The 24,243-nt window shown below is 42.2% G+C and carries 19 protein-coding genes; 1 reads left to right on the top strand and 18 read right to left on the bottom strand.

What is annotated here, in order from left to right; translation table 11 throughout:
• Positions 1 to 318: 318 nt before the first annotated feature.
• The 9 genes from pruA to LG336_RS01485 form a co-directional block, all read right to left on the bottom strand.
• Complete coding sequence (gene pruA, locus LG336_RS01525; RefSeq protein WP_404330822.1) at positions 319 to 1,866, bottom strand: L-glutamate gamma-semialdehyde dehydrogenase; 1,548 nt, start codon at positions 1,864 to 1,866, stop codon at positions 319 to 321.
• A 98-nt stretch (positions 1,867 to 1,964) separates the two neighbouring features.
• On the bottom strand, positions 1,965 to 2,933 hold the full coding sequence (locus tag LG336_RS01520) for a nuclease-related domain-containing protein (protein ID WP_404330821.1): 969 nt from the start codon (positions 2,931 to 2,933) through the stop codon (positions 1,965 to 1,967).
• An 822-nt stretch (positions 2,934 to 3,755) separates the two neighbouring features.
• Positions 3,756 to 4,937 (bottom strand): CamS family sex pheromone protein, encoded by a 1,182-nt coding sequence (locus LG336_RS01515; protein ID WP_404330820.1) that lies wholly within the window; start codon positions 4,935 to 4,937, stop codon positions 3,756 to 3,758.
• A 59-nt stretch (positions 4,938 to 4,996) separates the two neighbouring features.
• The gene (ligA, locus tag LG336_RS01510; protein ID WP_404330819.1) at positions 4,997 to 7,003 is read right to left on the bottom strand and encodes an NAD-dependent DNA ligase LigA; all 2,007 of its coding nucleotides are present in this window, start codon (positions 7,001 to 7,003) and stop codon (positions 4,997 to 4,999) included.
• A gap of 242 nt (positions 7,004 to 7,245) precedes the next feature.
• On the bottom strand, positions 7,246 to 9,567 hold the full coding sequence (gene pcrA / locus LG336_RS01505) for a DNA helicase PcrA (protein ID WP_404330818.1): 2,322 nt from the start codon (positions 9,565 to 9,567) through the stop codon (positions 7,246 to 7,248).
• A 79-nt stretch (positions 9,568 to 9,646) separates the two neighbouring features.
• The gene (locus LG336_RS01500; protein WP_404330817.1) at positions 9,647 to 10,330 is read right to left on the bottom strand and encodes a heptaprenylglyceryl phosphate synthase; all 684 of its coding nucleotides are present in this window, start codon (positions 10,328 to 10,330) and stop codon (positions 9,647 to 9,649) included.
• Between the two features lie 146 nt (positions 10,331 to 10,476).
• On the bottom strand, positions 10,477 to 10,791 hold the full coding sequence (locus tag LG336_RS01495; protein ID WP_404330816.1) for a YerC/YecD family TrpR-related protein: 315 nt from the start codon (positions 10,789 to 10,791) through the stop codon (positions 10,477 to 10,479).
• Between the two features lie 52 nt (positions 10,792 to 10,843).
• Positions 10,844 to 11,869, bottom strand: a complete 1,026-nt coding sequence (locus LG336_RS01490; RefSeq protein ID WP_404330815.1) for a DUF3048 domain-containing protein — start codon at positions 11,867 to 11,869, stop codon at positions 10,844 to 10,846.
• Positions 11,870 to 11,919: 50 nt separating this feature from the next.
• Positions 11,920 to 13,659, bottom strand: a complete 1,740-nt coding sequence (locus tag LG336_RS01485; RefSeq protein WP_404330814.1) for an adenine deaminase C-terminal domain-containing protein — start codon at positions 13,657 to 13,659, stop codon at positions 11,920 to 11,922.
• A 174-nt stretch (positions 13,660 to 13,833) separates the two neighbouring features.
• On the opposite strand from LG336_RS01485, the gene LG336_RS01480 reads away from it, so the two are divergent.
• Complete coding sequence (locus LG336_RS01480) at positions 13,834 to 14,118, top strand: DUF2892 domain-containing protein (protein WP_404330813.1); 285 nt, start codon at positions 13,834 to 13,836, stop codon at positions 14,116 to 14,118.
• 85 nt (positions 14,119 to 14,203) lie between these two features.
• Here the strand turns inward: LG336_RS01480 and purD are convergent, their stop codons facing one another.
• The 9 genes from purD to purC form a co-directional block, all read right to left on the bottom strand.
• Entirely contained in the window at positions 14,204 to 15,475 is a 1,272-nt protein-coding gene (gene purD / locus LG336_RS01475) for a phosphoribosylamine--glycine ligase (protein WP_404330812.1), read from the bottom strand.
• A gap of 233 nt (positions 15,476 to 15,708) precedes the next feature.
• Complete coding sequence (purH, locus tag LG336_RS01470; protein ID WP_404330811.1) at positions 15,709 to 17,247, bottom strand: bifunctional phosphoribosylaminoimidazolecarboxamide formyltransferase/IMP cyclohydrolase; 1,539 nt, start codon at positions 17,245 to 17,247, stop codon at positions 15,709 to 15,711.
• Entirely contained in the window at positions 17,244 to 17,831 is a 588-nt protein-coding gene (gene purN / locus LG336_RS01465; RefSeq protein WP_404330810.1) for a phosphoribosylglycinamide formyltransferase, read from the bottom strand. The genes purH and purN overlap by 4 nt, the downstream gene beginning before the upstream one ends.
• Positions 17,828 to 18,871: a phosphoribosylformylglycinamidine cyclo-ligase gene (purM, locus tag LG336_RS01460; protein WP_404330809.1), complete on the bottom strand. Its 1,044-nt coding sequence runs from the start codon at positions 18,869 to 18,871 to the stop codon at positions 17,828 to 17,830. Before purM ends, purN begins: the two co-directional genes overlap by 4 nt.
• Positions 18,872 to 18,918: 47 nt before the next feature.
• Complete coding sequence (purF, locus tag LG336_RS01455) at positions 18,919 to 20,334, bottom strand: amidophosphoribosyltransferase (protein ID WP_404330808.1); 1,416 nt, start codon at positions 20,332 to 20,334, stop codon at positions 18,919 to 18,921.
• On the bottom strand, positions 20,319 to 22,535 hold the full coding sequence (gene purL, locus LG336_RS01450) for a phosphoribosylformylglycinamidine synthase subunit PurL (protein WP_404330807.1): 2,217 nt from the start codon (positions 22,533 to 22,535) through the stop codon (positions 20,319 to 20,321). The genes purF and purL overlap by 16 nt, the downstream gene beginning before the upstream one ends.
• The gene (gene purQ, locus LG336_RS01445) at positions 22,519 to 23,205 is read right to left on the bottom strand and encodes a phosphoribosylformylglycinamidine synthase subunit PurQ (protein ID WP_404330806.1); all 687 of its coding nucleotides are present in this window, start codon (positions 23,203 to 23,205) and stop codon (positions 22,519 to 22,521) included. The genes purL and purQ overlap by 17 nt, the downstream gene beginning before the upstream one ends.
• Positions 23,202 to 23,456 (bottom strand): phosphoribosylformylglycinamidine synthase subunit PurS, encoded by a 255-nt coding sequence (gene purS, locus LG336_RS01440; protein ID WP_404330805.1) that lies wholly within the window; start codon positions 23,454 to 23,456, stop codon positions 23,202 to 23,204. Before purS ends, purQ begins: the two co-directional genes overlap by 4 nt.
• Positions 23,449 to 24,168, bottom strand: coding sequence for a phosphoribosylaminoimidazolesuccinocarboxamide synthase (gene purC / locus LG336_RS01435; protein WP_404330804.1), 720 nt, complete (start codon positions 24,166 to 24,168; stop codon positions 23,449 to 23,451). The genes purS and purC overlap by 8 nt, the downstream gene beginning before the upstream one ends.
• Positions 24,169 to 24,243 lie beyond the last annotated feature (75 nt).

The raw sequence follows: 24,243 nt of genomic DNA, 5'->3' as shown, positions 1-24,243 counted from the left end.
TAAAAGAGTCAAATAGTCGAGGGCAAGTACCCTTTTAGGTGAAAGGGGGTACTATTTTGATAGATTAAGTGTCATTTCCTCAATCCTATCTAGGATGATGGGACGTAGCCCGATTCCTTTCTGAGTACCTGGAAGTAGTTAAGAACCTATCTTCCAAAGACGCTCTTTTTTTAGCGGACCAGTGGAAGGTATAGTGACAGAATTTTTTAAATATAACTACCATTATATTTTAATTTTGTTAATCATTCAATATTTTAATAAATTTCTGATAAAAGAAAAGCTGTTGAGGATATTCCCCAACAGCCCTCTTTTCTACTATTAATACGTTTCCGAGGTGGTCTGTGCTTGCATATGAAGGAGAAGATAATCTGGTCCTCCTGCCTTTGAATCCGTACCAGACATATTAAATCCTCCAAAGGGTTGGTAACCAACAATAGCCCCGGTACAACCTCGGTTAAAGTATAAATTCCCCACATGAAAGTCTTCGCGGGCCATTTGTATTTTCTCACGGTTTCGCGTGATAACGGCTCCAGTTAAACCATAGTCAGTTTGGTTGGCCATTTGTATCGCCTCTTCAAAGCTCTTGGCTTTTGTAAAACCAACAACCGGCCCGAATATTTCTTCTTGCATAAGACGGCAATCTGGCGTTAAATCCGCAAAAACAGTTGGTTCAATAAAGTACCCTGTTGATTGGTCGCCTTTTCCACCGACAACGAGTCTCCCTTCGCTTTTCCCTATCTCAATGTAGTCCATAATTTTTTCGTAGGCACTCTGGTCAATAACCGGTCCCATGAAATTGGTGACTTTGGTCGGGTCGCCAACATTTAGTGCTTTTGTTAATTCAATAACACGGTGTAATACCTGATCATAGACCCCTTCAACTACAATGGCTCTGGAGCATGCCGAACATTTTTGACCAGCAAAGCCAAATGCGGACGCGACGATTGATTGCACCGCTAATTCCAAATCTGCTTCATCATCTACTACGATTGTGTCTTTTCCACCCATTTCAGCAATCACACGCTTTAGCCAAATCTGTCCTTCTTGAACTTTGGAGGCACGCTCATTGATACGAACCCCGACATCACGTGAGCCAGTAAATGAGATAAATCGAGTGTTTTTATGGTCAACTAGATAGTCGCCAATTTCCGAACCACTCCCAGGAATAAAGTTGAGTACTCCCTTTGGAAGACCAGCTTCTTGAAGGACCTCAACAAATTTGGCTGCTATGATAGGCGTATTTGATGCAGGTTTTAAAAGAACAGTATTACCCGAAACAATTGCAGCCACGGTGGTTCCTGCCATAATCGCAAACGGAAAGTTCCAAGGAGGGATAATCACTCCAACTCCAAGGGGAATGTAGTTATAACGGTTATATTCATTAGGACGACTTTGGATTTTGACACCGTCCTTGAGCTTTAACATTTGCCTTGCGTAATACTCAAGGAAATCGATTGCCTCAGCCGTATCGGCATCAGCCTCACGCCAAGGCTTTCCGGCTTCTTTTGTTAGTAACGCGGAAAATTCATGCTTTCGACGGCGAATAATCGCAGCTGCCTTAAACAAGATATCCGCACGCAATTCTGGCTTCGTTTTTCTCCAAGTTTTAAAGGCTTCTAGAGCCTCCTGCATCGCCGTCTCCGCTAGGTCTCTATTTGCCTGAGAAACCCGGCCAATTATTTCATTCTTTTTTGCAGGATTATAGGAAACTATTTTTTTCTCCGTTGTCACCCGTTCTCCACCAATTAAAAGATCATAATCCTCGCCTAAATACCCTTCAACAGTCTTTAAGCCTTCCAAGTAAGCTTTCCGATTTTCATCAATCGTAAAATCTGTAAAAGGTTCGTGTCTATAAGGCTGAACCACTTGATCCCCTCCTGTTGTTTAAAACGTTTCCATTTCCCCACTTTTAGTGTAGCATGGGACAAATTCTCGTTTCAAAGGGGGCAATTTTGGAATAATTTTTAATCCGTAAGTTCTAGGTGATAGGTACGGTGTTTGTTTTGGCCGGTGGAGGGGAGATTGGCCTTGGATAAAAATCTGTAGGTAGTTTGCACAGAAGGAATATTGAGAAACTCACGAATTTGAGAGTTTTTAAACGGGGTATTATAAAGAAGAACATGGTCTTTTATCGTGTTTAGGTGAGCTGTTTTTGAGCGATGTTCACATTTAGAACAATTCCACACTCCCCCAATCCAACTCATTCCAATATGATTGCATTTCGGACACCTAACACCAGTTTTGATATCTTGTCTTTTAATGGAATATTGACTTAGTATATCTTGAATAAGCGGCTGGTGGTCGTTAAGTAAACTTTCTTTCACCTTTTCGAGTTGAGCTGGAGTCAAATGTTTCTTTTTATGAATAGCTTCCATCTCAGAAATTCTAAATAAAAGATTTCCACCAACCATTACTTCTTTGAAAATCGACTCTGCTCCAGGAATGGTTCTTAACTTGGCTGTCTGATTACTGTTTGCCACTATATGTTCCAAGGGTAGATTGTTCGGTAATACCTGTGATAGCCACCGCTTGAATTGATACTTTTGCCGCTTAACCTGTAATAACGGGTCAGGCATTATTTCTTCCTTTCCATTAACAGTTTTTATTAGTTGATTGGATTCCGGATTAAAAAATAGATCTCCAGCTAGATTCTTAGTCTCTATGAGAAGGGCAAATTGCGGGGAAAGAAGGAGTGTATCTATCTGAAAATAGTTAGATCCGTACGGTAAACGAATAGCACAAAAGATGAGGTAATCTTCTTCCGGCAGCAGACTAATAAAATAGTCAATCTCAAGTTCTCCTTTATATCCCGCCTTTCTCCGCGAGTATTCTTGTTCAATCTCGGGACGGGACGGATGAGATTCTGGCAGGCGGTGAAGTATAGCTTGTAATTTCTGAATGGTAATTGGCACACCTCTTGGTTTAACAATCAAAATATTAACCTCCTTTTTTTCACTATGGAAAGTTCGACCTTAGATTGATGTCCACCTGCACTAATATATGTAAAAGTATGAACAAAATAGGAATTATTCTTGTTTATTGTTGAAATTGGATTATTACTTTCGTGGATATTAGGGTTCTATTCTTGCGTTGGCTCTTCTATTCACGTCATTCGGGGTTCTATTCACGAAAACTTGCCTTCTATTCTCGCGTTCTGCCCTCCTATTCACGCGAATTCCCTTTCTATTCTTACGAGCCATTTCTATTCACTTCATTTGGGGTTCTATTCACGAAAACTTGCCTTCTATTCTCGCGTTTCACCCTCCTATTCACGCGAATCACCTTTCTATTCTCACGAGCCATTTCTATTCACTTCATTTGGGGTTCTATTCACGAAAACTTGCCTTCTATTCTCGCGTTTCACCCTCCTATTCACGCGAATCACCTTTCTATTCTCACCATCCATTTCTATTCACGTCATTTAGGGTTCTATTCACGAAAACTTGCCTTCTATTCTCACCAGCCATTTCTATTCACGTCATTTGGGGTTCTATTCACGAAAACTTGCCTTCTATTCTCGCGTTTCACCCTCCTATTCACGAAATCTAACCTTCTATTCTCGTATTTCACCCTCCTATTCACGCGAATCACCTTTCTATTCTCACGAGCCATTTCTATTTACGTCATCTTGGGTTCTATTCACGCAAAATCACCTTTCTATTCACTGAGTACTTCTATGTACTTTTTAAAAATAATTAAAAAATACCTTTTTCAGAAAAAACAAAGAGCCCAACAAAAAGTCAGGCTCTTTCACTTTATTGATATACATGTACAAATGGTTCGTCTTGGTTAGGACTCCTTACGATTACGGCTTCTTGTCCGTAGACTGAGGATACATTAACCTCGACAGCGATATAATCGGGGAAGTGTTCCATTACTAATCCCGTTACATATTGCGTGAATCCAATTGCTTCAGATTTCCCATAAAATTGGATAGGAATGCTGATCGTTAAAGTTTGCAATTGATCATCGAGATAAAAGCCTTTGCCGACGACACCGTTATAATTCGGGAAAAACTCTTCCACATCTTGCTTAAAGTTCTGGAACCAGGTCATGTCTTCACGGTGATTTTGCAAGGCCGTGTCAGAAGGGAATAAAACATACTTTTCCTTTACATCCTGCCAGCTGCCAATTTCACTGCTTCCCTTCCCCACTTCTGCAAAGGCAAAAAAGTTCCCTGGGACAACGGACGACCTGCTTTTCTGTTCAAACATGGCGATGGTAATTGGAACATCCTTTAATTCATCCATCTTCCTTAGTCGTTTAATGACTTCTGAAGCAATTTTCTTTCCTTCTGCTACCAACTCTGACTTCGGAATATCTGTCTCATACGTTGCTCCATATGCTTCTTTTTGATAATAATGAATGGAATTCATCGCAAGACCAATAACTACTCCACCGAGCTTATAGGTTCCTTCTTTCCCGCCAACTTCCTCAAGATAATTATGCTCAAGGATGTGAGCGAGGTAGATGGGATTTTCCTCGTTACGGGTATCTATATCCCCAGTCCCAGGATCAACCGGGTTTAATCCAAGATTGTTCTCTTCTTTTAAATTCCGCTCTTTTAACTGTGCTTCTGTGTATTTACGATTCAGCCAAGAACTAACCGTACTGCTATCAAGGTACTGCCCTTCTTTAAAAACAAATTTGTTTGTATCAAAGGTATTTTGCGCAATTCGCAACAAACCTGTTTCAAACTCATGAATATCATAACGAGTATTTAGATTATTTACGACCAAACCACGTGCTTCCCCTGGTTCAAAAGGCATAAAAGTCCGGTAATAGTCATCCGATATTTTATATTTAGGAATAATCGCTTTTTCATTGGTTTCCGCGTCCTCTTCTTGAACGATTTTATCTTCTTTTTGAAAATTAGGCGCACAAGCTGTGAGGAGCAGGACTACAGAAACAGCGATTATCGTAAAGAATTTATTCATGCCGTTTCCACCTCATTTTATCGACCAAACATTATTTTTTTATCAAAGCATGCTTTAGTCTATTTCTTCAATTCCTCAAGCAGCCTCTCTTCATCCCACACTTCGATTCCAAGGCTCTCGGCTTTAGCAAGCTTAGATCCAGCATCGGCACCCGCAACCACTAGGTGGGTTTTCTTACTGACACTTCCGGCGACATTGCCGCCTAGAGCCTCAATCTTCTCTTTCGCTTCATTTCGGCCCATTTGTTCAAGCTTACCTGTTAGCACAACTGTTTTACCTGCAAAGAAGGAATCAGACTCTTCCGCGGCAACAGGCCTTGGACCTTTGTATTCCATGTTAAGACCTTCTGCTTTTAATTCTGATACCAACTCTCGGACTTCTTCACTTTCAAAAAAAGTGACAACAGAGTCCGCCATTTTATCGCCAATCTCATTGATGGCAACTAGGTCTTCTAATGATGCTTCCATTAAACGATCCATTGTTCCAAATTCTTGGGCCAGTGTTTTAGCGGCCTTTGCCCCGACAAGGCGGATACCTAGACCAAAGACAAGTTTCTCTAATGAGTTCGTCTTTGATGCTTCGATAGCATTCAAAAGGTTATTGGCGGATTTCTCGCCCATCCGTTCAAGTCCGAGCAACTGCTCCTTCGTCAGCTTGTACAAGTCAGCGACATCCTCAATCAGCTTCTCAGCAAATAGTTGGGAGATTACCTTTTCACCAAGGCCGTCAATATTCATGGCCGTCCGTGAAACGAAATGGATTAATCCTTCCCTGATTTGCGCTGGGCATTTTGGATTGATGCAGCGTAGCGCTACCTCGCCTTCAATGCGGACAAGCTCACTTTCACATTCTGGGCAATGAGTGGGCATTTTAAATTCCACTTCATCACCAGTACGCCTGTCAGCCAGGACGTTCACGACTTCTGGGATGATATCGCCCGCTTTTTTGACCACAACCTGGTCACCAATTTTTATATCCTTTTCACGAATCAAATCTTCGTTATGAAGAGAAGCTCGTTGAACCGTTGTTCCTGCGACCTGAACAGGTTCAAGAATGGCTGTCGGCGTTATCACTCCTGTGCGCCCAACATTTAATTCAATATCCTTCAAGGTCGTGATGACTTCCTCGGCAGGAAATTTATAAGCAATCGCCCAGCGAGGACTTTTTGCTGTTGTACCAAGTTGGCGTTGTTGCTCAAGCGAATCTACTTTGATTACAATCCCATCAATCTCATATGGTAGATGCGGGCGTTTTTCGACCCAACCACCGATGAAATCGATGACCTCTTCAATATTTGCTGCTTTACGTCGTTCAGGGTTTGTTTTAAATCCCAATGTTTCAAGATAATCCAAACCACCGCTATGTGAAGAAACCCCAATTTCTCCGAGCTCAGCAATCGCATATAAAAAGATGTCCAGATTTCTTGAGGCTGCAATTTTCGGGTCAAGCTGGCGCAATGATCCTGCCGCCGCATTGCGTGGGTTCGCAAATGGCTCCTCGCCTTTCTCGGATTTCGCCTTGTTCAATGCCTTAAAGGAACGTTTGGGCATGAACGCCTCGCCACGGACCTCGAGAGTTACGGGCTCGTTTAGGCGTAGAGGAATGGAGCGGATTGTCCGTAAATTTGACGTAATATCCTCGCCAATGGTTCCATCTCCTCGGGTCGCGCCAAGCGTAAATACCCCATTTTCATAACGAAGGGAAACGGCTAGACCATCTATTTTTAATTCACAAACATAAGAAACGTCATCTCCTACAGCTTGACGAACTCGACGGTCAAAGTCCCGCAAATCTTGGTCATTAAAAGCATTTCCTAGGCTGAGCATCTGTGATTGATGTTCAACTTTATTAAACATATCAAGAATCTCCCCACCTACACGCTGTGTCGGAGAGTCGGGTGTCCTCAATTCTGGGAATTGTGTTTCAAGCTCCATTAATTCCTGTAGTAATTTATCATATTCAGCATCTGGAACAGATGGTTTATCAAGGACATAATATTCATAGCCATATTGATTCAAGAGATTATGCAGCTCAGTTACTCTTTTTTCTGCGGTTTGAAGGTCCATAGATTCAACCCTTTCATCTTTTCGGTAAGCTCTTTTCTCAAACTATTTTGCTTTTAAAAAGAAAAATGAGTGTTGGCGCTTTTTACAGTAATTTAGACTCCATTTATGAGAAAAGAGCTTGCAATTTCCTATACCGTATAAAATAGCTTATCTTACGTTAAAATCGGTTTTAGGTAGTAAAAATCGGCTTTAAGATTTTTACAATTTTAACAACAATCTTACGATAACAATCTAACGTATAATTAGGCTTTTGTAATGGGTGCAAATTTAGCTAATAAGCGTTTCACACCGGTTGGACTTGGGAAGGCAATATCTAACTCTGTTCCTTCACCAGACCCTTTTACGCTAACGACCGTCCCTGTTCCCCATTTCCCATGCTGGGCCTTGTCGCCAACCTTCCAATCAAGCTGATCTCCGCCCGTTGAAGCGGCCGGCCTTGTGACCGCACTTCTTGGCTGCCTTGTCTGGGAATTTAATGTCGACCCTTGGCCTCTTGATGCCTGTCCTCCTGTTGCTCCACCGAATGATGAGGCCCCTCTAGAAGCCCCTCCAAAGGATGTACCTCCGGATGATCCAAATGGCGAGGACTGTCTAGACGCCGACCTCCTGTTTCCACCAAGGACAACTTGTTCAATGAGGTCATCTGGAATTTCTTTTATAAATCGAGATTCAGGATTCATGTTTGTCCGACCGAAGAGGGTACGCATCTGTGCATTGGTAATAAACAACTCTTCCTCCGCACGTGTGATTCCAACATAAGCCAACCGACGCTCTTCTTCCATTTCAGCGTCCTCCATGAGGGAGCGGCTATGAGGAAACACGCCTTCTTCCATCCCTATTAAAAATACAACTGGGAACTCAAGTCCTTTTGCTGAGTGAAGCGTCATTAACGTTACTGCCTCACTGCTCTTTTCCTCGTCATCAAGCTTATCAATATCGGCAACTAACGCAAGGTCAGTCAAGAAGCCTGTTAAGCTTTTATCCTCACTTGTTTCTTCAAAGGCATTCGTAACGGTTAAAAATTCATCTAAGTTTTCAAGTCGACTCTGGGATTCAAGCGATTTCTCTGCTTTTAACATTTCCCGGTAGCCAGATTTTTCTAGGATTTCTTCGACTAGCTCCGTGACCGAAAGGAACTCCTGCATATTTGTATAATTTTTAATTAAATCACGGAAACCAGCTGTTGCTTTCGTTGCTTTTGGACTTAAACCAATCAATTCCACACTATCAAGGGCCTGATACATCGAAATGTCATGCATTAGCGCGAAATTGGCAATTTTATCAACCGAAGTCGAGCCAATCGCCCGCTTCGGCACGTTAATGACTCGACGCAAGCTGATATCATCGTCTGGATTTGAAATCAAACGTAAGTAAGCAAGGATATCTTTAATCTCTTTGCGGTCATAGAACTTCGTGCCGCCGACAATTGTATATTCAAGATTTGACTTTAAGAATGATTCCTCAATCACACGGGATTGGGCATTTGTGCGATATAAGATGGCGATATCTGAGAGCTTCCTGTTTCCTGAACGAACGAGCTCCTGAATTTTTCCAATCACAAATTGCGCTTCGCCTTGTTCACTATCAGCACGATAGTAAACGATTGTATTTCCTTCGGCATTCTCAGTCCACAAGTTTTTCGCTTTACGATTGAGGTTGTTTTCAATTACCTTGTTGGCTGCAAGTAAAATTTTCTTTGTCGAACGATAATTTTGTTCAAGTAAAATGACACTCGCATTTGGATAATCCTTTTCAAAGGAAAGGATATTGGTAATGTCCGCCCCACGCCAGCGGTAAATCGACTGATCTGAGTCACCAACAACGCATAAATTTTTAAAGCGAGACGCTAGAAATTTAACGAGCATATACTGTGCCCGGTTTGTATCCTGATACTCATCGACATGAATGTATTGAAACTTACGTTGGTAATATTCTAATATCTCTGGGACCTGCTGAAATAAAACGATTGTCTTCATAATCAGATCGTCAAAATCAAGTGCCTGGTTTTTACGCAGTTGTTTTTGATATTCTTTGTATACATCAGCAATCACATTTGCATAGTAATCACCAGCATTTTTAGAAAACTCCTCTGGTTCAATCAGCTCATTTTTAGCAGAAGAAATAGCACCGAGGATTGCACGCGGATCATGTTTTTTCGGATCGATATTTTTTTCTTTTAAGATATTTTTAATAACCGATTGCTGATCACCCGAATCAAGAATCGTAAAATTACGGTTATACCCTAGGCGGTCAATGTCTCTACGAAGAATCCTTACACACATCGAGTGGAAGGTCGAAATCCAGATATCATCTGCGGCGCCGCCCATTACATTTTGAATCCGCTCACGCATTTCGCGGGCCGCTTTATTTGTGAACGTAATCGCAAGGATATTATAAGGATTAACCCTTTTTTCCACCATTAAATAACCTATTCGGTGCGTTAGTACCCTTGTCTTCCCACTACCAGCTCCCGCCATCAATAGCAGTGGACCGTCAGTCGTTTTCACCGCAAGCTGTTGTTGCGGGTTTAAACCATTTAATAATTTATCTGTTAAAAATTGCATTAACTGCTCACCACCATACAAACATTTGTTCTTATTTTATCGCAAATACCTACCTATGGACAACTAGCTTTCCAACCATTTATTTTACTGCTTGAACCGTTTTTAAGGCTTCCTCCAAATTTTCATAGAGGGAGTTGCCGACAACAATAACATCCGCTGCTTTTCCCATCTCAACAGCCTGTTCATAGGAATGGATGCCTCCCCCATAAAAAAGGACAGTTTTTTCCAGTGTTTCATTCACTTGTTGAACTAACACAGGGTCTCCGTATGTCCCACTATACTCAAGGTAAAAAATCGGCAAGTGGAACATTTTTTCCGCCATCATGGCATAGGCACGGACATCCTCAACGGTTAAATCGGTCTTGGATTGTGTAAGTTGAGCCGCTTTGCAGTCACCATTTAAAATACAATATCCTTCTATTAAAATTTCATCCCAGTCCATAATGTCGCCGAATTCTTTTACAGCTTCGTGGTGAAGGCCTGTCACCCACTCCGTTTTCGTACTGTTTAAGACCGTTGGGATAAAATACAGATCATATCCTGGCGTTATTGCTTCTGCATCTGATACCTCTAGGATGCACGGAACCGTATAGCGACGAACCCGGGACATCAAATCCAACACTCCTTCAATTGTGACGCCGTCCGTTCCCCCCACTATTATGGCGTCTGTTCCCGATTCACAGATTTTCTCAAGGTCCTTATCAGAAATATCCTTGTTCGGATCAAGTTTAAACACATGCCGCCATTGACGAATATCATACATCCTAATGTTGCCCCCATTCACTCTAATTCCATTAAACCATTATAGCATTTGTTACATTCAATCAAAAAGGAAAGCTAAGGAAAGATTAAGAGGAAATGGTTTAGAAAAACAAAAAACCGGAGCGGTCTGACTTCGCTCCGGTTTCCTTATTCATCCCCTGATTCTTTTTCGGTGGGTTTAATTCTTTCTAGTGCCATTTCATAGGCATCATTTCCATAGTTAAGGGCACGCTTAACTCGGGATATGGTTGCTGTACTTGCTCCAGTTTCCGTCTCAATTTTATGATAGGTATTCTTTTCGCGAAGCATCCGCGCCACTTCAAGACGTTGAGCAAGTGATTGTATTTCATTTACAGTACAAAGGTCATCAAAAAAACGGTAGCATTCATCCATGTCTTTTAGAGATAAAACGGCGTTAAATAGCTGATCCAGTTCTTTCCCTCTTAATTTTTCAATTTGCATCCACCATACTCCTTATTCTATTAATCCTATAAAATAGATAATCAATTGTATATTATTGTGTTTCAAACTTGACTCTATTAAGACTTGGAACGATATTAATCCATGTTTTGCCTGGAACCAGTTGCGCCTCTTCCCCGTTTATATATGGAAGAATCCGACCATCCACATTTTCCCAAGTCACGTCACTTCTAGTTCCCTTTTGCAAAAGATAACCACTGCCACCGGAGGTTAAATTTATCGCCTTACGTCCAGCATTGTCAATAACCTGATGGTCCATTTCAACAATCAAGATATTATCTAATAGCACCGATTCCTTGGACTCTAGGTCAATCGTATCCTCACCATTTGAATAGCGATGATATTTATTGGCTTCAGCGTCGTATTCATAATATACGTCAAAGGTGGAAGTCCCATAGGAAATATGCGCTTTTTTTGCCTCTTCACCTGATAGCTTTTCTAGTTGTTCTTCTGTATAGAACCGAAGATCCTCAGGTTTTTGCGTTAATGAATAGCCGCTGTTTTCTGCACCCTTTTCTATATTATCAAAAGTAATATAGGAGTTATGAGGGGCTTGGCGGAAGTCGGCCCTTTTAAAAAGCGATCCATCATACTGTATCCCATTTAAATGGTCGATATAGCCACTATCAAGCATTTCCTTTGCTTCCGGACTATATCCATGAGCGATAAAAAGGCTGTCATATCCCTTAGCAAGGTCCAGATAATAATCTCTCGCACTCCGTACCGGGCCAATATTCTTAGGTTGTTCACTTTCAAAGATAGCCAAGAATCTCGTCACATTTCCTTCTGCAAGTACTTCGTAAACAAGATCAGCCTGATGCAACCCAGACTGTGGGCGTGCCTTTGGGTGGTTATTCACTACTACCGCGACAGCACGTGCACTTGGTTCCTCTTCCGTTTTAACTCCTGTCAATGGATACTGAAAAGCAGGTACTTGTTCGTCTTTTACAATATCTTCTACCTGTTTCTTAGGTTGATCTTCCACTACATTCTTTTCCTGACTGCATCCTGAAGTGAAGATCATAGCAGCCACCGCCACGACTATCCATTTCTTTAACACATATAACACCCCTATAACCTACCGGCACAATGTTAAGATACTTTTATATTTTAACGCATTATCGTTGGAAAGAGTACCGTTTTCTTCATAACATCATATATCCCATGTTGCGTAACGCGAATATATGGAAGATGTGTAGCAGAGAAGAACATCAATGAGTAAATTGGATCGATAAAAGGATACCCCTTCTCTTTTAACAAGGAGAATAGATTCTTTTCAAGACCAATCAATTCTTCGATAGGCTGATCAGACATCGTTCCTTTTAATGTTAAAGGCAATTCATAAATGGATTGACCTTCTTCACAAACCACAATTCCTCCACCGATTTCCTTCATCCGATTAAATGCACTTTGCATATCCTGCTTGTTCTTTCCAATTAGAATAATGTCACCTGTACTTGAAAAAGTACTTGCCAACCCACCTAGCTTATTGGCAAATCCTTTTAGCAACGTATTGATGCGCCACTTTCCGTTACGATCGAGAAGCATAAAGAAGCATTCATCATGCTCTGTAGATAAGCTCTCTGTGGAAACATCAATGCCGATCGAGTAAGGTTTTGTAATAACAGAGTTCTCCAACTTAATCCCGAATGGCATCGAGAACTGCATGTCATCACTGTCAAGGGACCAATCAATGTTCAAAGGACCTAGGTCAAACTGATTCCAGTCCACCTCCTGAAAACCATTCATCTGAACTCCATCGCGTTTCACCCATTGTCCTTTTGCTAAAACAGAAATTGGTGTCGGTTCATCCTTTTCACTCAGGAAGTTCAAGTTAGCGATTCTTCCTGTAGCAATATTTCCATGTAAGTGGTCAAAATTATAATAGCGAGCAATATTAATCGTTGCCATATTATAAGCATCGATAACAGGAACGCCATGATCAATCGCAATTTTAATCAACTTATCTGTCATACCATTTTCGTAGCAAGCACATGATGAGCCATCTGAATTTAGCATCATGCGATCATATACAGCGATGTCCATTTGATGAATTTCATCTAGTAGGTTCGGCAGATCGGGACGAATAGACGAATGCCTGAGTGATACCATATATCCCTGCATAAGACGTCGTTGGACTTCTTCCCCTGTCATGGCCTCATGGTCACAATCGGTTCCAAACAGCATCATTTTCGCCAATGTTTTCTCTGAAGCCCCCGGAAAATGTCCTTCAATTTTTTTATTTAGTCTTTTCGTTTCTTGCATCCAATGGAGCATCATGTCGTCTCCATCAACCAGCTTTGGCCAGCCTGTTAATTCCCCACCTTGGACGACAAAATCCTGCTCTAACCATGATTTAATATTTCGATTGGAAAAGATGATTTCCTCATCATGTGTTTCAGATTGACTATCATAGCGGCACCACCAGTACATCGTAACAGGGTGATGCTGTAATTCTTTTATAAAAGAAAACGCTTTCTTTTTGTTCAACTGTAAAGCAAGCACCATATTGTCATTAATCATTGTTGTTGTCCCATGTTGGGATGCATACGTCGCTAATGATTGGGGATTATATAATTTAAACGGGTGAGCATGAGGCTCGATATAACCAGGAACGATGTAGCCTTTGCTACAATCAACCGTCTCACATTTATCTGTAAGGGCTGGCAACTTTTCACCGACATAGACAATTCGATCCTTGTAAATCCAAATATTTGCGGTCATCCATTTGCGGAAGGTTTGGTTTAAATAGGTTGCATTTTTCAATAGAATCGTCGGTGAAAGGGTACCATCTAAAACGGCTACATGGTCTCGTAATTGCTTGTTCTTCCATCTGAATCGCTGTTCCATCTGGTTTTCCCTCTCCATCTATATATTTATTAGTCTTTTAATTGTTAATAAGTGAGCTTTCCTCTATAGAAAAAGAAAGCCTTTTCATTGTTATATCTTATCGTAACATATTTTACGTTTTAACGCATTAAAGAAAACCCAAATTTGGAAAATTTCTTGAAGGAGGTATGAACGTTGAAGGTGAAGCAAAATATTGGAATTGTTAACGCGCTTATACGAATTACCTGTGGTTTTACTTTCTTAAGTTGGGCAACTGCAAAAATGGTGAAAAGACCGTGGAAGGATTCCTATTTGCTTGTTGCGTTTTTAAGTGCAATGAAAATAGCAGAGGGAATTGTTCGATTCTGTCCCGTCACTGCACTATTTGAAGAAGGTCAAGAGATGATCGAAAACAATCGTCAAAACAGTGACCGAGAACAAACTGATGCCGAAGAGATAGTACCAATCAATCCAACCTAAGTTATAAACAACAATTAGGAAAGGTGTCCAAGACTACTTTGGACACCTTTTTACCCTTATTAAAATCCATATTCACTTTGCCCTGTTATGCCTGCACACTCTTAATCGCACGACTGCCAATATCTTTGCGGTAAAAAACCTGGTCAGTTGTTAACTTAACAAGTTCTTTGTAGACTTTATCCTGTGCCTCTTCAAGGGTCGGTGCCTTAGCTCCTGCTAGGAGCACCCTGCCGCCATTCGTAACAAGCTGCCCTTCATTGTTTAAAGCTGTCCCCGCATGATACACGAGTAATTCGTCTGCTAAGCTTTCTAATCCCGTTAATTGGGCGCCTTTTTCGTAAGCCTCCGGGTAGCCTTTTGCTGCAATGACTACTCCAAGCATAGTCTGTTCATCCCAACTAAGCATTGGCTCTTTGCCTTCTAGAAGATCTAAAATCACTTCAACTAAATCAGATTTCAAACGTGGAAGCACTACTTGCGTTTCCGGGTCCCCAAAGCGTGCATTAAACTCAATCACTTTTGGCCCTTGTTCTGTTTGAATTAAACCTGCATACAAGATTCCGGTGAAGGAACGTCCTTCCTTCACTAATGCCTGAGCAGCCGGTTTTACGATAGTTTGGACTGCTTCTGCGACCATTCCTTTATCAATAAAAGGGACAGGCGAATACGCACCCATTCCACCTGTATTCGGTCCTTGATCCCCGTCAAATGCACGTTTATGGTCTTGGGCAATTTCAAGCGGAATCACTGTTTCACCGTTGACAAATGCCATCAGTGAATACTCCTCGCCTGCTAAGAATTCCTCCACCAATACACTTGATGAAGCTTTCCCGAATTTCGCGTCAATTAGCATTTCCTCAAGCGCCTTAACGGCCTCTTCTTTTGTCATCGCAACGGTTACACCTTTGCCCGCTGCGAGCCCATCTGCCTTAATGACAATTGGCGCCCCTTTTATCTCAATGTATTGCTTTGCTTTCTCAAAATCAGTAAAAACCTCTGAATCAGCTGTTGGAATATCGTACTTCTTCATTAAATCCTTTGCAAATGACTTGCTTCCTTCTATTTCCGCAGCCAGTTTACATGGACCGAACACCTTAATGCCTTCTTCTAAAAAGCGGTCAGCTAGCCCTTCGAGGAGTGGCACCTCTGGCCCAATAATCACTAATTGGATATTTTCCTTTTTAGCAAAATCGACCAACGCATCCTGATTGTTTTCTGAAATGGCTATGCAAACCGCGCAGTCTTCCATCCCTGGATTTCCTGGAGCCACATAAACGGTATCCACCTTGATACTTTCGCTTGCTTTCTGACATATTGCATGCTCCCGGCCGCCTCTTCCAACCACAAGAACCTTCATTCCTCCACCTCCAAGCATTTTATTAGGCTCTTTTCTCACACTTTGCTGGTTTTCTATATGAAAGTTAATTGTTATGACTATCTTAATACTTGAAACTAGCCAACAATTATGAGAAAAGAGCTTGCAAATTTACTTCAAACGTACAAAATAGCTGTTCCTACGTTAAAATCGGCTTTATGATTTTAACAACAATTTTCACGAAAAAGACTTCAATTAAAATTGTAGATTCATGTTTAATGTTTAAAATGCCTTACTCCCGTAAATACCATCGCAATTCCATACTCATCCGCTTTTTTAATTGAGTCTTCATCACGAATGGATCCGCCAGGTTGAATGATTGCAGTAATTCCCGCTTTTGCTGCCGCCTCAACGGTATCGTCCATTGGGAAGAAAGCATCTGATGCCAAAGCGCCTCCTTCTGCTTTCTTTCCAGCTTGTTCTAAGGCAATTTTCGCTGCTCCGACACGGTTCATCTGGCCAGCTCCAATTCCTAAAGTTTGATCTTTTCCTGTTACCACAATTGCGTTTGATTTCACGTGCTTCACAATACTCCAGCCAAGCTTGAGCGCTTCCCATTCTTCTGCAGTTGGCTCCCGTTTTGTTGGAACCGTAACGGTTGCTTGTTCAAGCCCATATTGATCAAATTCCTGGGCCAACAATCCCCCTTCAATAGAGGTTAACTTCATTTCCTTTTTATCCTCTTGACCAAAAGGTAGTGTTAAAAGGCGAAGGTTCTTTTTCCCAGTTAAAATTTCATTTGCCTCCGCACTAAAAGACGGAGCAATAACGATTTCTAAGAAAATCTCATAAAGTTTTCTTGCCGTCTCAGCGTCAACTTCACGATTGAACGCAATGATTCCCCCAAAAATGGAAACTGGATCTGCTTCAAAAGCCTTTAAAAAGGCATCGTATACATTGCTTCCTGTCCCCACACCGCATGGGTTCATATGTTTAACAGCAACAGCTGCTGGCTCAGAAAATTCCTTCACAATCTGTAGGGCAGCATCAGCATCGTTGATATTGTTGTAAGAAAGCTCTTTCCCATGTAGTTGCTCAGCATTTGCAACGGAAAACGAGGAGCCCAGTGGCTTCCGGTAGAAAGCAGCCTTTTGATGAGGGTTTTCGCCATAGCGTAGGCTTTGCTTTAACTCATATGTGACCGTTAGCTTTTCAGGTTTTTCTTCCCCAACAAGGTTTGTCATATATTCAGCAATCATGCTGTCATAGGCAGCAGTGTGACGAAATACCTTCGCTGCGAGCTTACGCCGTGTGGCCGCCTCAGTCCGTCCGGTTTTCTTATATTCGTCAACAACGACCTTATAATCCTCAGGATCCACAACGACCGTTATATAATCATGATTTTTTGCGGATGCACGAAGCATAGCAGGACCGCCAATATCAATGTTTTCGATTGCATCTTCAACTGATACATCAGGCTTTGCGATTGTCTGCTGGAAAGGATACAAATTAACACAAACCAATTCAATCGGTGTAATGCCATGTGCCTCAAGCTGCTGACGATGACTTTCTTCCCCAATTTTAGCGAGCAATCCGCCATGAATATTAGGATGAAGTGTTTTAACACGTCCTTCAAGAATTTCCGGGAAGTTTGTTACTTCACTAATCCCAATAACTGGGACACCTCCCTGTGCAAGGGCACTTTTCGTTCCTCCTGTTGAAACAATCTCAAAGCCTAATTCAATGAGTTCGCGCGCGAATTCAACGATTCCGTTTTTATCTGATACTGAAATTAATGCACGTTTTTTCGTCATATTGAAGTTACCTCCTTCTCTCCATTCAAAAGCGTCTTAACTACTGCTGGATATAACCTGTGTTCTACCTTTTGAATCTTTGCTTGCAAGGACTCTCTTGTTTCACCCGGAATAATCTCGACTGCTTCCTGAGCAATGACTTCACCCGTATCCATTCCAGCGTCCACATAATGAACCGTGACCCCTGTTTCTTTCACGCCAGCCTCCAAGGCCTGTCCAACGGCATCTTTTCCTGGAAAGGCCGGAAGCAAGGATGGATGGATGTTCACGATTTTTCCCTCATAAGCTTGTAAAAGTGTCGTCCCAATCAGTCGCATATATCCTGCTAGAATAATCCACTCAACATTCTTTTGTTTCAGGCGGGATAGAATCTGAGATTCATATTCGGCCTTATCCTTAAATTCCTTTGGGTTAAAAACAAAGAGAGGGACCGCTGCGTTCTCGGCCCGCTCAATCACAAAGGCTCCTGGGCGATCACAAACAAGCAAGCTTACCTCTGCTTGGAAATCTCCCTTAGTCACTGCATCAAGGAGTACCTGAAAATTACTTCCGTTGCCCGAAGCGAACACTGCTATCTTTTTCATGATGGTTCTCCGTTTAGGTGCACCTTCACTCCGGCTGCTTCGGTCACAGAGCCAATCACAAATGCCTTTTCTCCACATGCTTGAAAATGCGAAACTACATCTGCCGCTTCTTCTGCAGGTACAGCAACCACCATTCCAATCCCCATGTTAAAGATATTGTACATTTCCTGCCTTTCAAGTTTACCAAGTGTTTCTAAAAGTGTGAATACTGTTGGTATTTCCCAACTGCCTTCTTCAATCATAGCACCCAAGCCAGCTGGAAGCATTCTTGGAATATTTTCAATAAAACCGCCACCCGTTATATGGGCCATACCATTAATAGTAAACTGTTTTAAAGCGGACAAAATTGGTTTTACATAGATTCTTGTTGGCTTCAATAACTCTTCGCCAAGTGTGCAGCCTAAATCACCCACAAATTGATCAAGCTTCAAACCAGCTTCTTCAAAAAATACCTTCCGAACAAGTGAGTACCCATTGCTATGAATGCCACTTGAAGCAAGACCAATTAGGACATTTCCAGCTTCGATTGCTTCACCTGTTACAAGGGCTGATTTTTCACACGCACCAACCGCAAAACCAGCTAAATCATATTCCGTCTCCTCATACATCCCTGGCATTTCGGCTGTTTCACCACCGACTAGGGCGCAGCCTGACTGCTCACAGCCATCTGCGATCCCTTTAACAATTGCTTCAATCCGCTCCGGTTCCGCTTTTCCACAAGCGATATAATCAAGAAAATACAGTGGCTCGGCACCTTGAACAACAATATCATTCACACACATTGCCACTGCATCAATGCCAATCGTATCATGTCGGTCCATCATCATACTAAGAAGGAGCTTGGTTCCGACCCCATCCGTACCTGAAATGAGTACCGGTTCCTTTAATCCCAAGGAAGACAAATCAAACATCCCACCAAAGCCACCTAAACTACCGAGTACCCCTGGTCTAACGGTCCGCTGAACATGTTTTTTCATTCGTTCAACTGACTTGTATCCTGCTTCTATATCTACTCCAGCCTGCTTATAAGCGTTTGCCATTTCTATCCCTCCGTATTGATTATCCGCTTTATCTTTTTACTTATGTTTTAGCACTTTGCTGCCGTAACACCCTGTTCCTGCGGATAAATTTCAGTAGGATACTTTCCGGTAAAACAAGCAAGACAATGCCCTTTTGTTTCTCCCTCACCCTTACTATTGATGGCGTTGATTAGCCCATCCACACTTAAAAAGGTTAAAGAATCTGCGCCGATAATTTCTCTAATTTGCTCTACCGATTTATCTGAGGCAATCAGTTCTTCACGAGAAGAAGTATCAATCCCATAGAAGCATGGATTTTTTATGGCCGGTGAACTGATGACAACGTGCACTTCTGTGGCTCCCGCCTCTTTTAGCATTGAGACAATTCTGCGACTCGTGGTTCCTCGAACAATCGAGTCATCCACCATGATCACACGTTTCCCTTCCACGACACCACGAACAGGAGAGAGCTTCATTTTCACTCCTTGTTCTCTTAGGGATTGAGAAGGCTGAATGAACGTCCTCCCTACATAGCGGTTTTTAATTAATCCCAGTTCATAGGGAATCCCTGCCTCTTCTGCATAACCAATCGCTGCAGAAATACTGGAATCCGGCACTCCTGTAACGACATCCGCTTCGATTGGTGCTTCAAGCGCCAATTGCTTGCCGAGATTTTTACGCGCGGTATGAACATTGATGCCATTGATGTTACTGTCCGGTCTGGAAAAGTAGACATATTCCATGGCACAAAGTGTTAAATTAGAGCTTAAGGTAAACATTTCTGATTGAATGCCCTCATCATTAATCACCAAGAGTTCCCCTGGTAACACGTCACGGATAAACTCAGCTCCGACGATATCAAAGGCACAGGTTTCCGAGGCAACCACATAAGCATCACCTAACATCCCAAGCGATAAGGGTCTTAGTCCATTCGGATCGAGAGCCACCATCATTTCGGTTTCGGTCATGATTAAAAATGCATAGGCACCCTTCAGCATCGTCAAGGCATTTTTCACTTGATCTTTCAGCTGAGGAAACCCACTTCGTTTAATTAAATGAGCTAACACTTCTGTATCTGAACTGGTTTGAAAAATGCTACCTTGTGCTTCAAGCTGATGTTTTAATGCTGTCGCATTAACAAGGTTTCCGTTATGGGCAAGCGCGAGGCTGCTGCCTTGAGAACGGAACAACAGTGGTTGAACATTTTCGTAACCACCGCCGCCCGCCGTTGCATAACGAACATGCCCGATTGCACTTGTGCCTGGCAATTGTTCAATCACTTTTGAGTTAAACACCTCTGTTACAAGACCTTCACCTTTGGCTACATTCAGTTTGCCTCCGTCGGTGACGACAATCCCTGTTCCTTCTTGTCCTCGGTGTTGCAGACTGTGTAATCCATAATAGGTAATCTGTGCTGCATTTTCATGGCCCCAAATCCCGAACAATCCGCACTCTTCGTTTAACCCTTTTAGTTCAGCAAGCATGGAATAGCTCCTTTCCAAGCATCTTTCATTTCTTCCACTTCAAGTTGGATGACCGGTTCTCCAGCAACCGCCACCTTCAACACAGGTGTATCAATGACTCTTCCGATAAGGACGGCATCTGTTAAACTTTCAAACTCTTCCTGTTGTTCCGCTTTTACGGATAAAATAAACCTTGATTGGGATTCACTGAATAGGGCCGTTACAGCTTCCCCGTCAAGTGTTACTTCAGCTCCTAAGCCGTTAGCACCGATAACTGATTCCGCTAAGGCAACCCCAATTCCACCTTCCGCGACATCATGCGCCGAAGCTACAATTCCCGTACGAATTGCTGTTAATACTTGATCTTGGTACTTTTTCTCTTTCGCTAAATCAATCGCAGGTGCTTTTCCGAAGATTTCTCCATGAACAAGCTTTTGCAACTCACTTCCGCCAAATTCTGCAGCTGTTTCACCTAAAAGATAGATTAAATCTCCAGCCTGTTTAAACTCTTGAGTCGTTGCATCTTTTAAGTTTTGTACCAATCCTACCATGCCAATGACCGGAGTCGGGTAAACAGCTGTACCATTTGTTTCGTTGTATAAAGAAACGTTTCCGCTAATAACCGGTGAATTGAACGTCCGACAAGCCTCACTCATACCGTCTGCTGCCTTTTCAAGTTGCCAGAAAATCTCTGGTTTTTCCGGGTTACCAAAATTCAAACAGTCGGTAATCGCTAGGGGCTCAGCACCAGAACAAACAACGTTTCGAGCAGCTTCCGCTACTGCAATTTTCCCACCTGTTTCAGGGTCTAAATAGATATAACGGGAATTACAGTCCGTCGTCATCGCCAATGCCTTTTCCGTCCCACGAATCCGAACCAATGCCGCATCTGAGCCAGGCGCTACAATCGTATTGGTACGAACCATATAATCGTATTGGTCATACACCCATTCTTTACTAGCAATCGTAGGTTGTTTTAATAGATTTAAAAGGGTTTCAGAGACATTCTCAACGGCAGGTACTTCATTGTCCATTGCTTGAAACTCTTGATAGTATGCTGGCACTTTTGAAGGTTTATGATATACCGGTGCATCTTCTGCAAGTGCATCTGCAGGTACTTCAGCGACTACTTCCCCGTTATGGGTTAAGCGAAGCATTTTATCATCGGTCACGTGACCAACAGCGACTGCCTCAAGGCCGTACTTTTCAAATAAACTAGCAATCTCTTGTTCTCTACCTTTTTGAACAACCAATAACATTCGTTCTTGCGACTCAGAAAGCATCATTTCATAAGGATTCATCCCTGTTTCACGTTGAGGAACTAGATTAAGATTCATTTCAATTCCAGAACCGGCCTTACTCGCCATTTCAGCAGATGAGCTTGTTAGTCCAGCTGCGCCCATATCCTGAATTCCAACAAGGGCATCTGACTGAACCACTTCAAGACATGCTTCAAGTAATAGTTTCTCCATAAAAGGATCGCCAACTTGGACCGCAGGACGTTTCTCTTCAGACTGTTCATTTAATTCTTCAGAAGCAAACGTTGCTCCATGAATGCCGTCGCGTCCCGTTTTCGCCCCAACATACATCACTGTATTGCCAACCCCGTGGGCCTGACCTGTTTTAATGTCCTTATGGTCAATCACTCCCACACACATCGCATTGACTAGTGGATTGCCCTCATAACAAGGGTCGAATTGAATCTCTCCACCAACAGTAGGAATCCCAATGCAGTTCCCATAACCAGCAATTCCAGCAATGACTTCTTCAAACAAATATTTTCCACGCGCAGACTGAAGCTCGCCAAATCGTAAAGAATTCAACAAAGCAATCGGCCTAGCCCCCATTGAAAAAACATCACGAATGATGCCGCCGACACCTGTTGCTGCTCCTTGATAAGGTTCAATTGCAGAAGGGTGATTATGGCTTTCAATTTTAAAGACAACCGCTTGGTTATCGCCGATATCAACGATTCCCGCACCTTCTCCAGGTCCTTGTAATACACGTTCACCTGAGATTGGGAATTTTTTAAGGACTGGCTTAGAGTTTTTATAACTACAATGTTCGGACCACATAACCGAGAAAAGACCCGTTTCCGTGTAATTTGGCAGGCGCCCAAGAATCTCTTCGATGCGCTTGAACTCTTCGTCAGAGATGCCCATCTCTTGATAAATTTTATCTGACTTAATTTGCTCTGGACTTGGCTCAAGCTTTAACTGCATAGGTTTCCCTCCATTGTTTGACGATTGACTTGAAAAGCTTTAATCCGTCTGCTCCACCTAATAGTGGGTCAACTGCACGTTCAGGATGTGGCATCATCCCAAGGACATTCCCTTGTTTATTGATGATCCCTGCGATATCTTCAATACTCCCATTCGGATTTGTTCCTTGGTAAGTAAAAATAATTTGGTTGTTTTTCTTTAAAGTGGCTAGCGTTGCCTCATCACAATAATAATTGCCTTCACCATGGGCAATCGGAATCTGAATCACTTCGTCTTTGTTATAAAGAGAAGTAAACATTGTTTCATTATTTTTAACAGTCAGGTTCACTGGCCGGCAAATAAATTTAAGGCTTTCGTTGCGACGCATTCCTCCTGGTAAAAGACCTGCCTCCAGTAACACTTGAAATCCGTTACAAACACCTAATATTGGCTTTCCCGCTTGAGCTGCTTTGACGACCTCGTTCATAATTGGACTAAACCGAGCAATTGCTCCTGTGCGCAAATAGTCCCCAAACGAGAAACCTCCTGGAAGAAGGACCGCATCAAACCCATCTAGACTGGTCTCATCATGCCAAACATATTCTGCTTCCTCGCCAAGCTCATCTTTGGCTGCATGATACATATCAACATCGCAATTGGAACCAGGAAAGACTATGACTGCGAACTTCACAGGACAACACTCTCCTCAATCTCGTAACGGTAATCCTCAATGACAGGGTTCGAAAGGAGACGTTCGCACATCTCTTTTACCACTTCTTCTACATCACGATCCGTTTTTTCTAGTGTTAATTCCATATACTTTCCAATTCGAACATCTTCTACAGCCTGATATCCCATTGTATCCAATGATTTTTTAACAGCCGTCCCTTGCGGATCTAGTACGCTTTCTCTCAATGTCACATACACCTTTACTTTATACATGTGTTGGACCTCCCAATCGTCCCAAAATGGTTTCGTAAGCATTCGTCAAGTTGCCTAAATCACGGCGAAAAACATCTTTATCAAGCTTTTCATTTGTATGGATATCCCAAAGTCGGCATGTGTCCGGTGAAACCTCATCTGCAAGCAGAATCTGTCCATCCGCATCTTTTCCGAACTCGAGTTTAAAGTCAATTAACCGTACGTCAATTTCTTTGAAAAAGTCCGTTAATACAGTGTTAATTTCTCTGGCATTTTCCTTTAAAAGTAACACCTCATCTGGAGCAGCAATGTCGAGGACATCAATCTGGTCGTCTGTGACTAATGGGTCGCCTAGATCATCGTTTTTTAAGCAAAACTCTACTAATGGATACTTTAGCTTTTGACCCTCTTCGACTCCTAATCGTTTCGAGAAGCTTCCAGCTGTGTAGTTTCGGACAATCACCTCTAGTGGAATAATGTTGACCCGTTTTACAAGTTGCTCGGTTTCCGATACCTTCTTGATAAAATGAGACAGAATTCCTTTTTCCGCTAACTTTGAAAATAGTAAACTGGTAATCTCGTTATTCAAACGCCCTTTGCCAACAATCTCAGCTTTTTTCTCGCCATTGTAAGCTGTCGCTGAATCTTTGTATTCAATCCAAACGGTGTTTTCGTCGTCCGTCAAATAAACCCGCTTCGCTTTTCCTTCATATAACAGCTCTTTTTTCTCCAATTTTACCGCTCCCTTAACGAGAAGATTAGAAATATTCAGTCTTGACTTCTTGTAGAAAGGCAAGAAATATTGCCT

Origin of the sequence: Mesobacillus maritimus (genome assembly GCF_044803185.1) — a bacterium.
GTDB lineage: Bacteria > Bacillota > Bacilli > Bacillales > Cytobacillaceae > Mesobacillus_B > Mesobacillus_B maritimus_B.
Note: the sequence above shows the minus strand (reverse complement) of the source record. Positions and strands in the feature narration are given on the sequence as shown.

Bases quoted from the DNA above. Each gene is read 5' to 3' on its own strand.
- LG336_RS01515 (WP_404330820.1), bottom strand. From the start codon at position 4,937: ATGAATAAATTCTTTACGATAATCGCTGTTTCTGTAGTCCTGCTCCTC.
- ligA (WP_404330819.1), bottom strand. From the start codon at position 7,003: ATGGACCTTCAAACCGCAGAAAAAAGAGTAACTGAGCTGCATAATCTC.
- pcrA (WP_404330818.1), bottom strand. From the start codon at position 9,567: ATGCAATTTTTAACAGATAAATTATTAAATGGTTTAAACCCGCAACAA.
- LG336_RS01500 (WP_404330817.1), bottom strand. From the start codon at position 10,330: ATGTATGATATTCGTCAATGGCGGCATGTGTTTAAACTTGATCCGAAC.
- LG336_RS01495 (WP_404330816.1), bottom strand. From the start codon at position 10,791: ATGCAAATTGAAAAATTAAGAGGGAAAGAACTGGATCAGCTATTTAAC.
- LG336_RS01485 (WP_404330814.1), bottom strand. From the start codon at position 13,659: ATGGAACAGCGATTCAGATGGAAGAACAAGCAATTACGAGACCATGTA.
- purD (WP_404330812.1), bottom strand. From the start codon at position 15,475: ATGAAGGTTCTTGTGGTTGGAAGAGGCGGCCGGGAGCATGCAATATGT.
- purH (WP_404330811.1), bottom strand. From the start codon at position 17,247: ATGACGAAAAAACGTGCATTAATTTCAGTATCAGATAAAAACGGAATC.
- purN (WP_404330810.1), bottom strand. From the start codon at position 17,831: ATGAAAAAGATAGCAGTGTTCGCTTCGGGCAACGGAAGTAATTTTCAG.
- purM (WP_404330809.1), bottom strand. From the start codon at position 18,871: ATGGCAAACGCTTATAAGCAGGCTGGAGTAGATATAGAAGCAGGATAC.
- purF (WP_404330808.1), bottom strand. From the start codon at position 20,334: ATGCTTGCTGAACTAAAAGGGTTAAACGAAGAGTGCGGATTGTTCGGG.
- purL (WP_404330807.1), bottom strand. From the start codon at position 22,535: ATGCAGTTAAAGCTTGAGCCAAGTCCAGAGCAAATTAAGTCAGATAAA.
- purS (WP_404330805.1), bottom strand. From the start codon at position 23,456: ATGTATAAAGTAAAGGTGTATGTGACATTGAGAGAAAGCGTACTAGAT.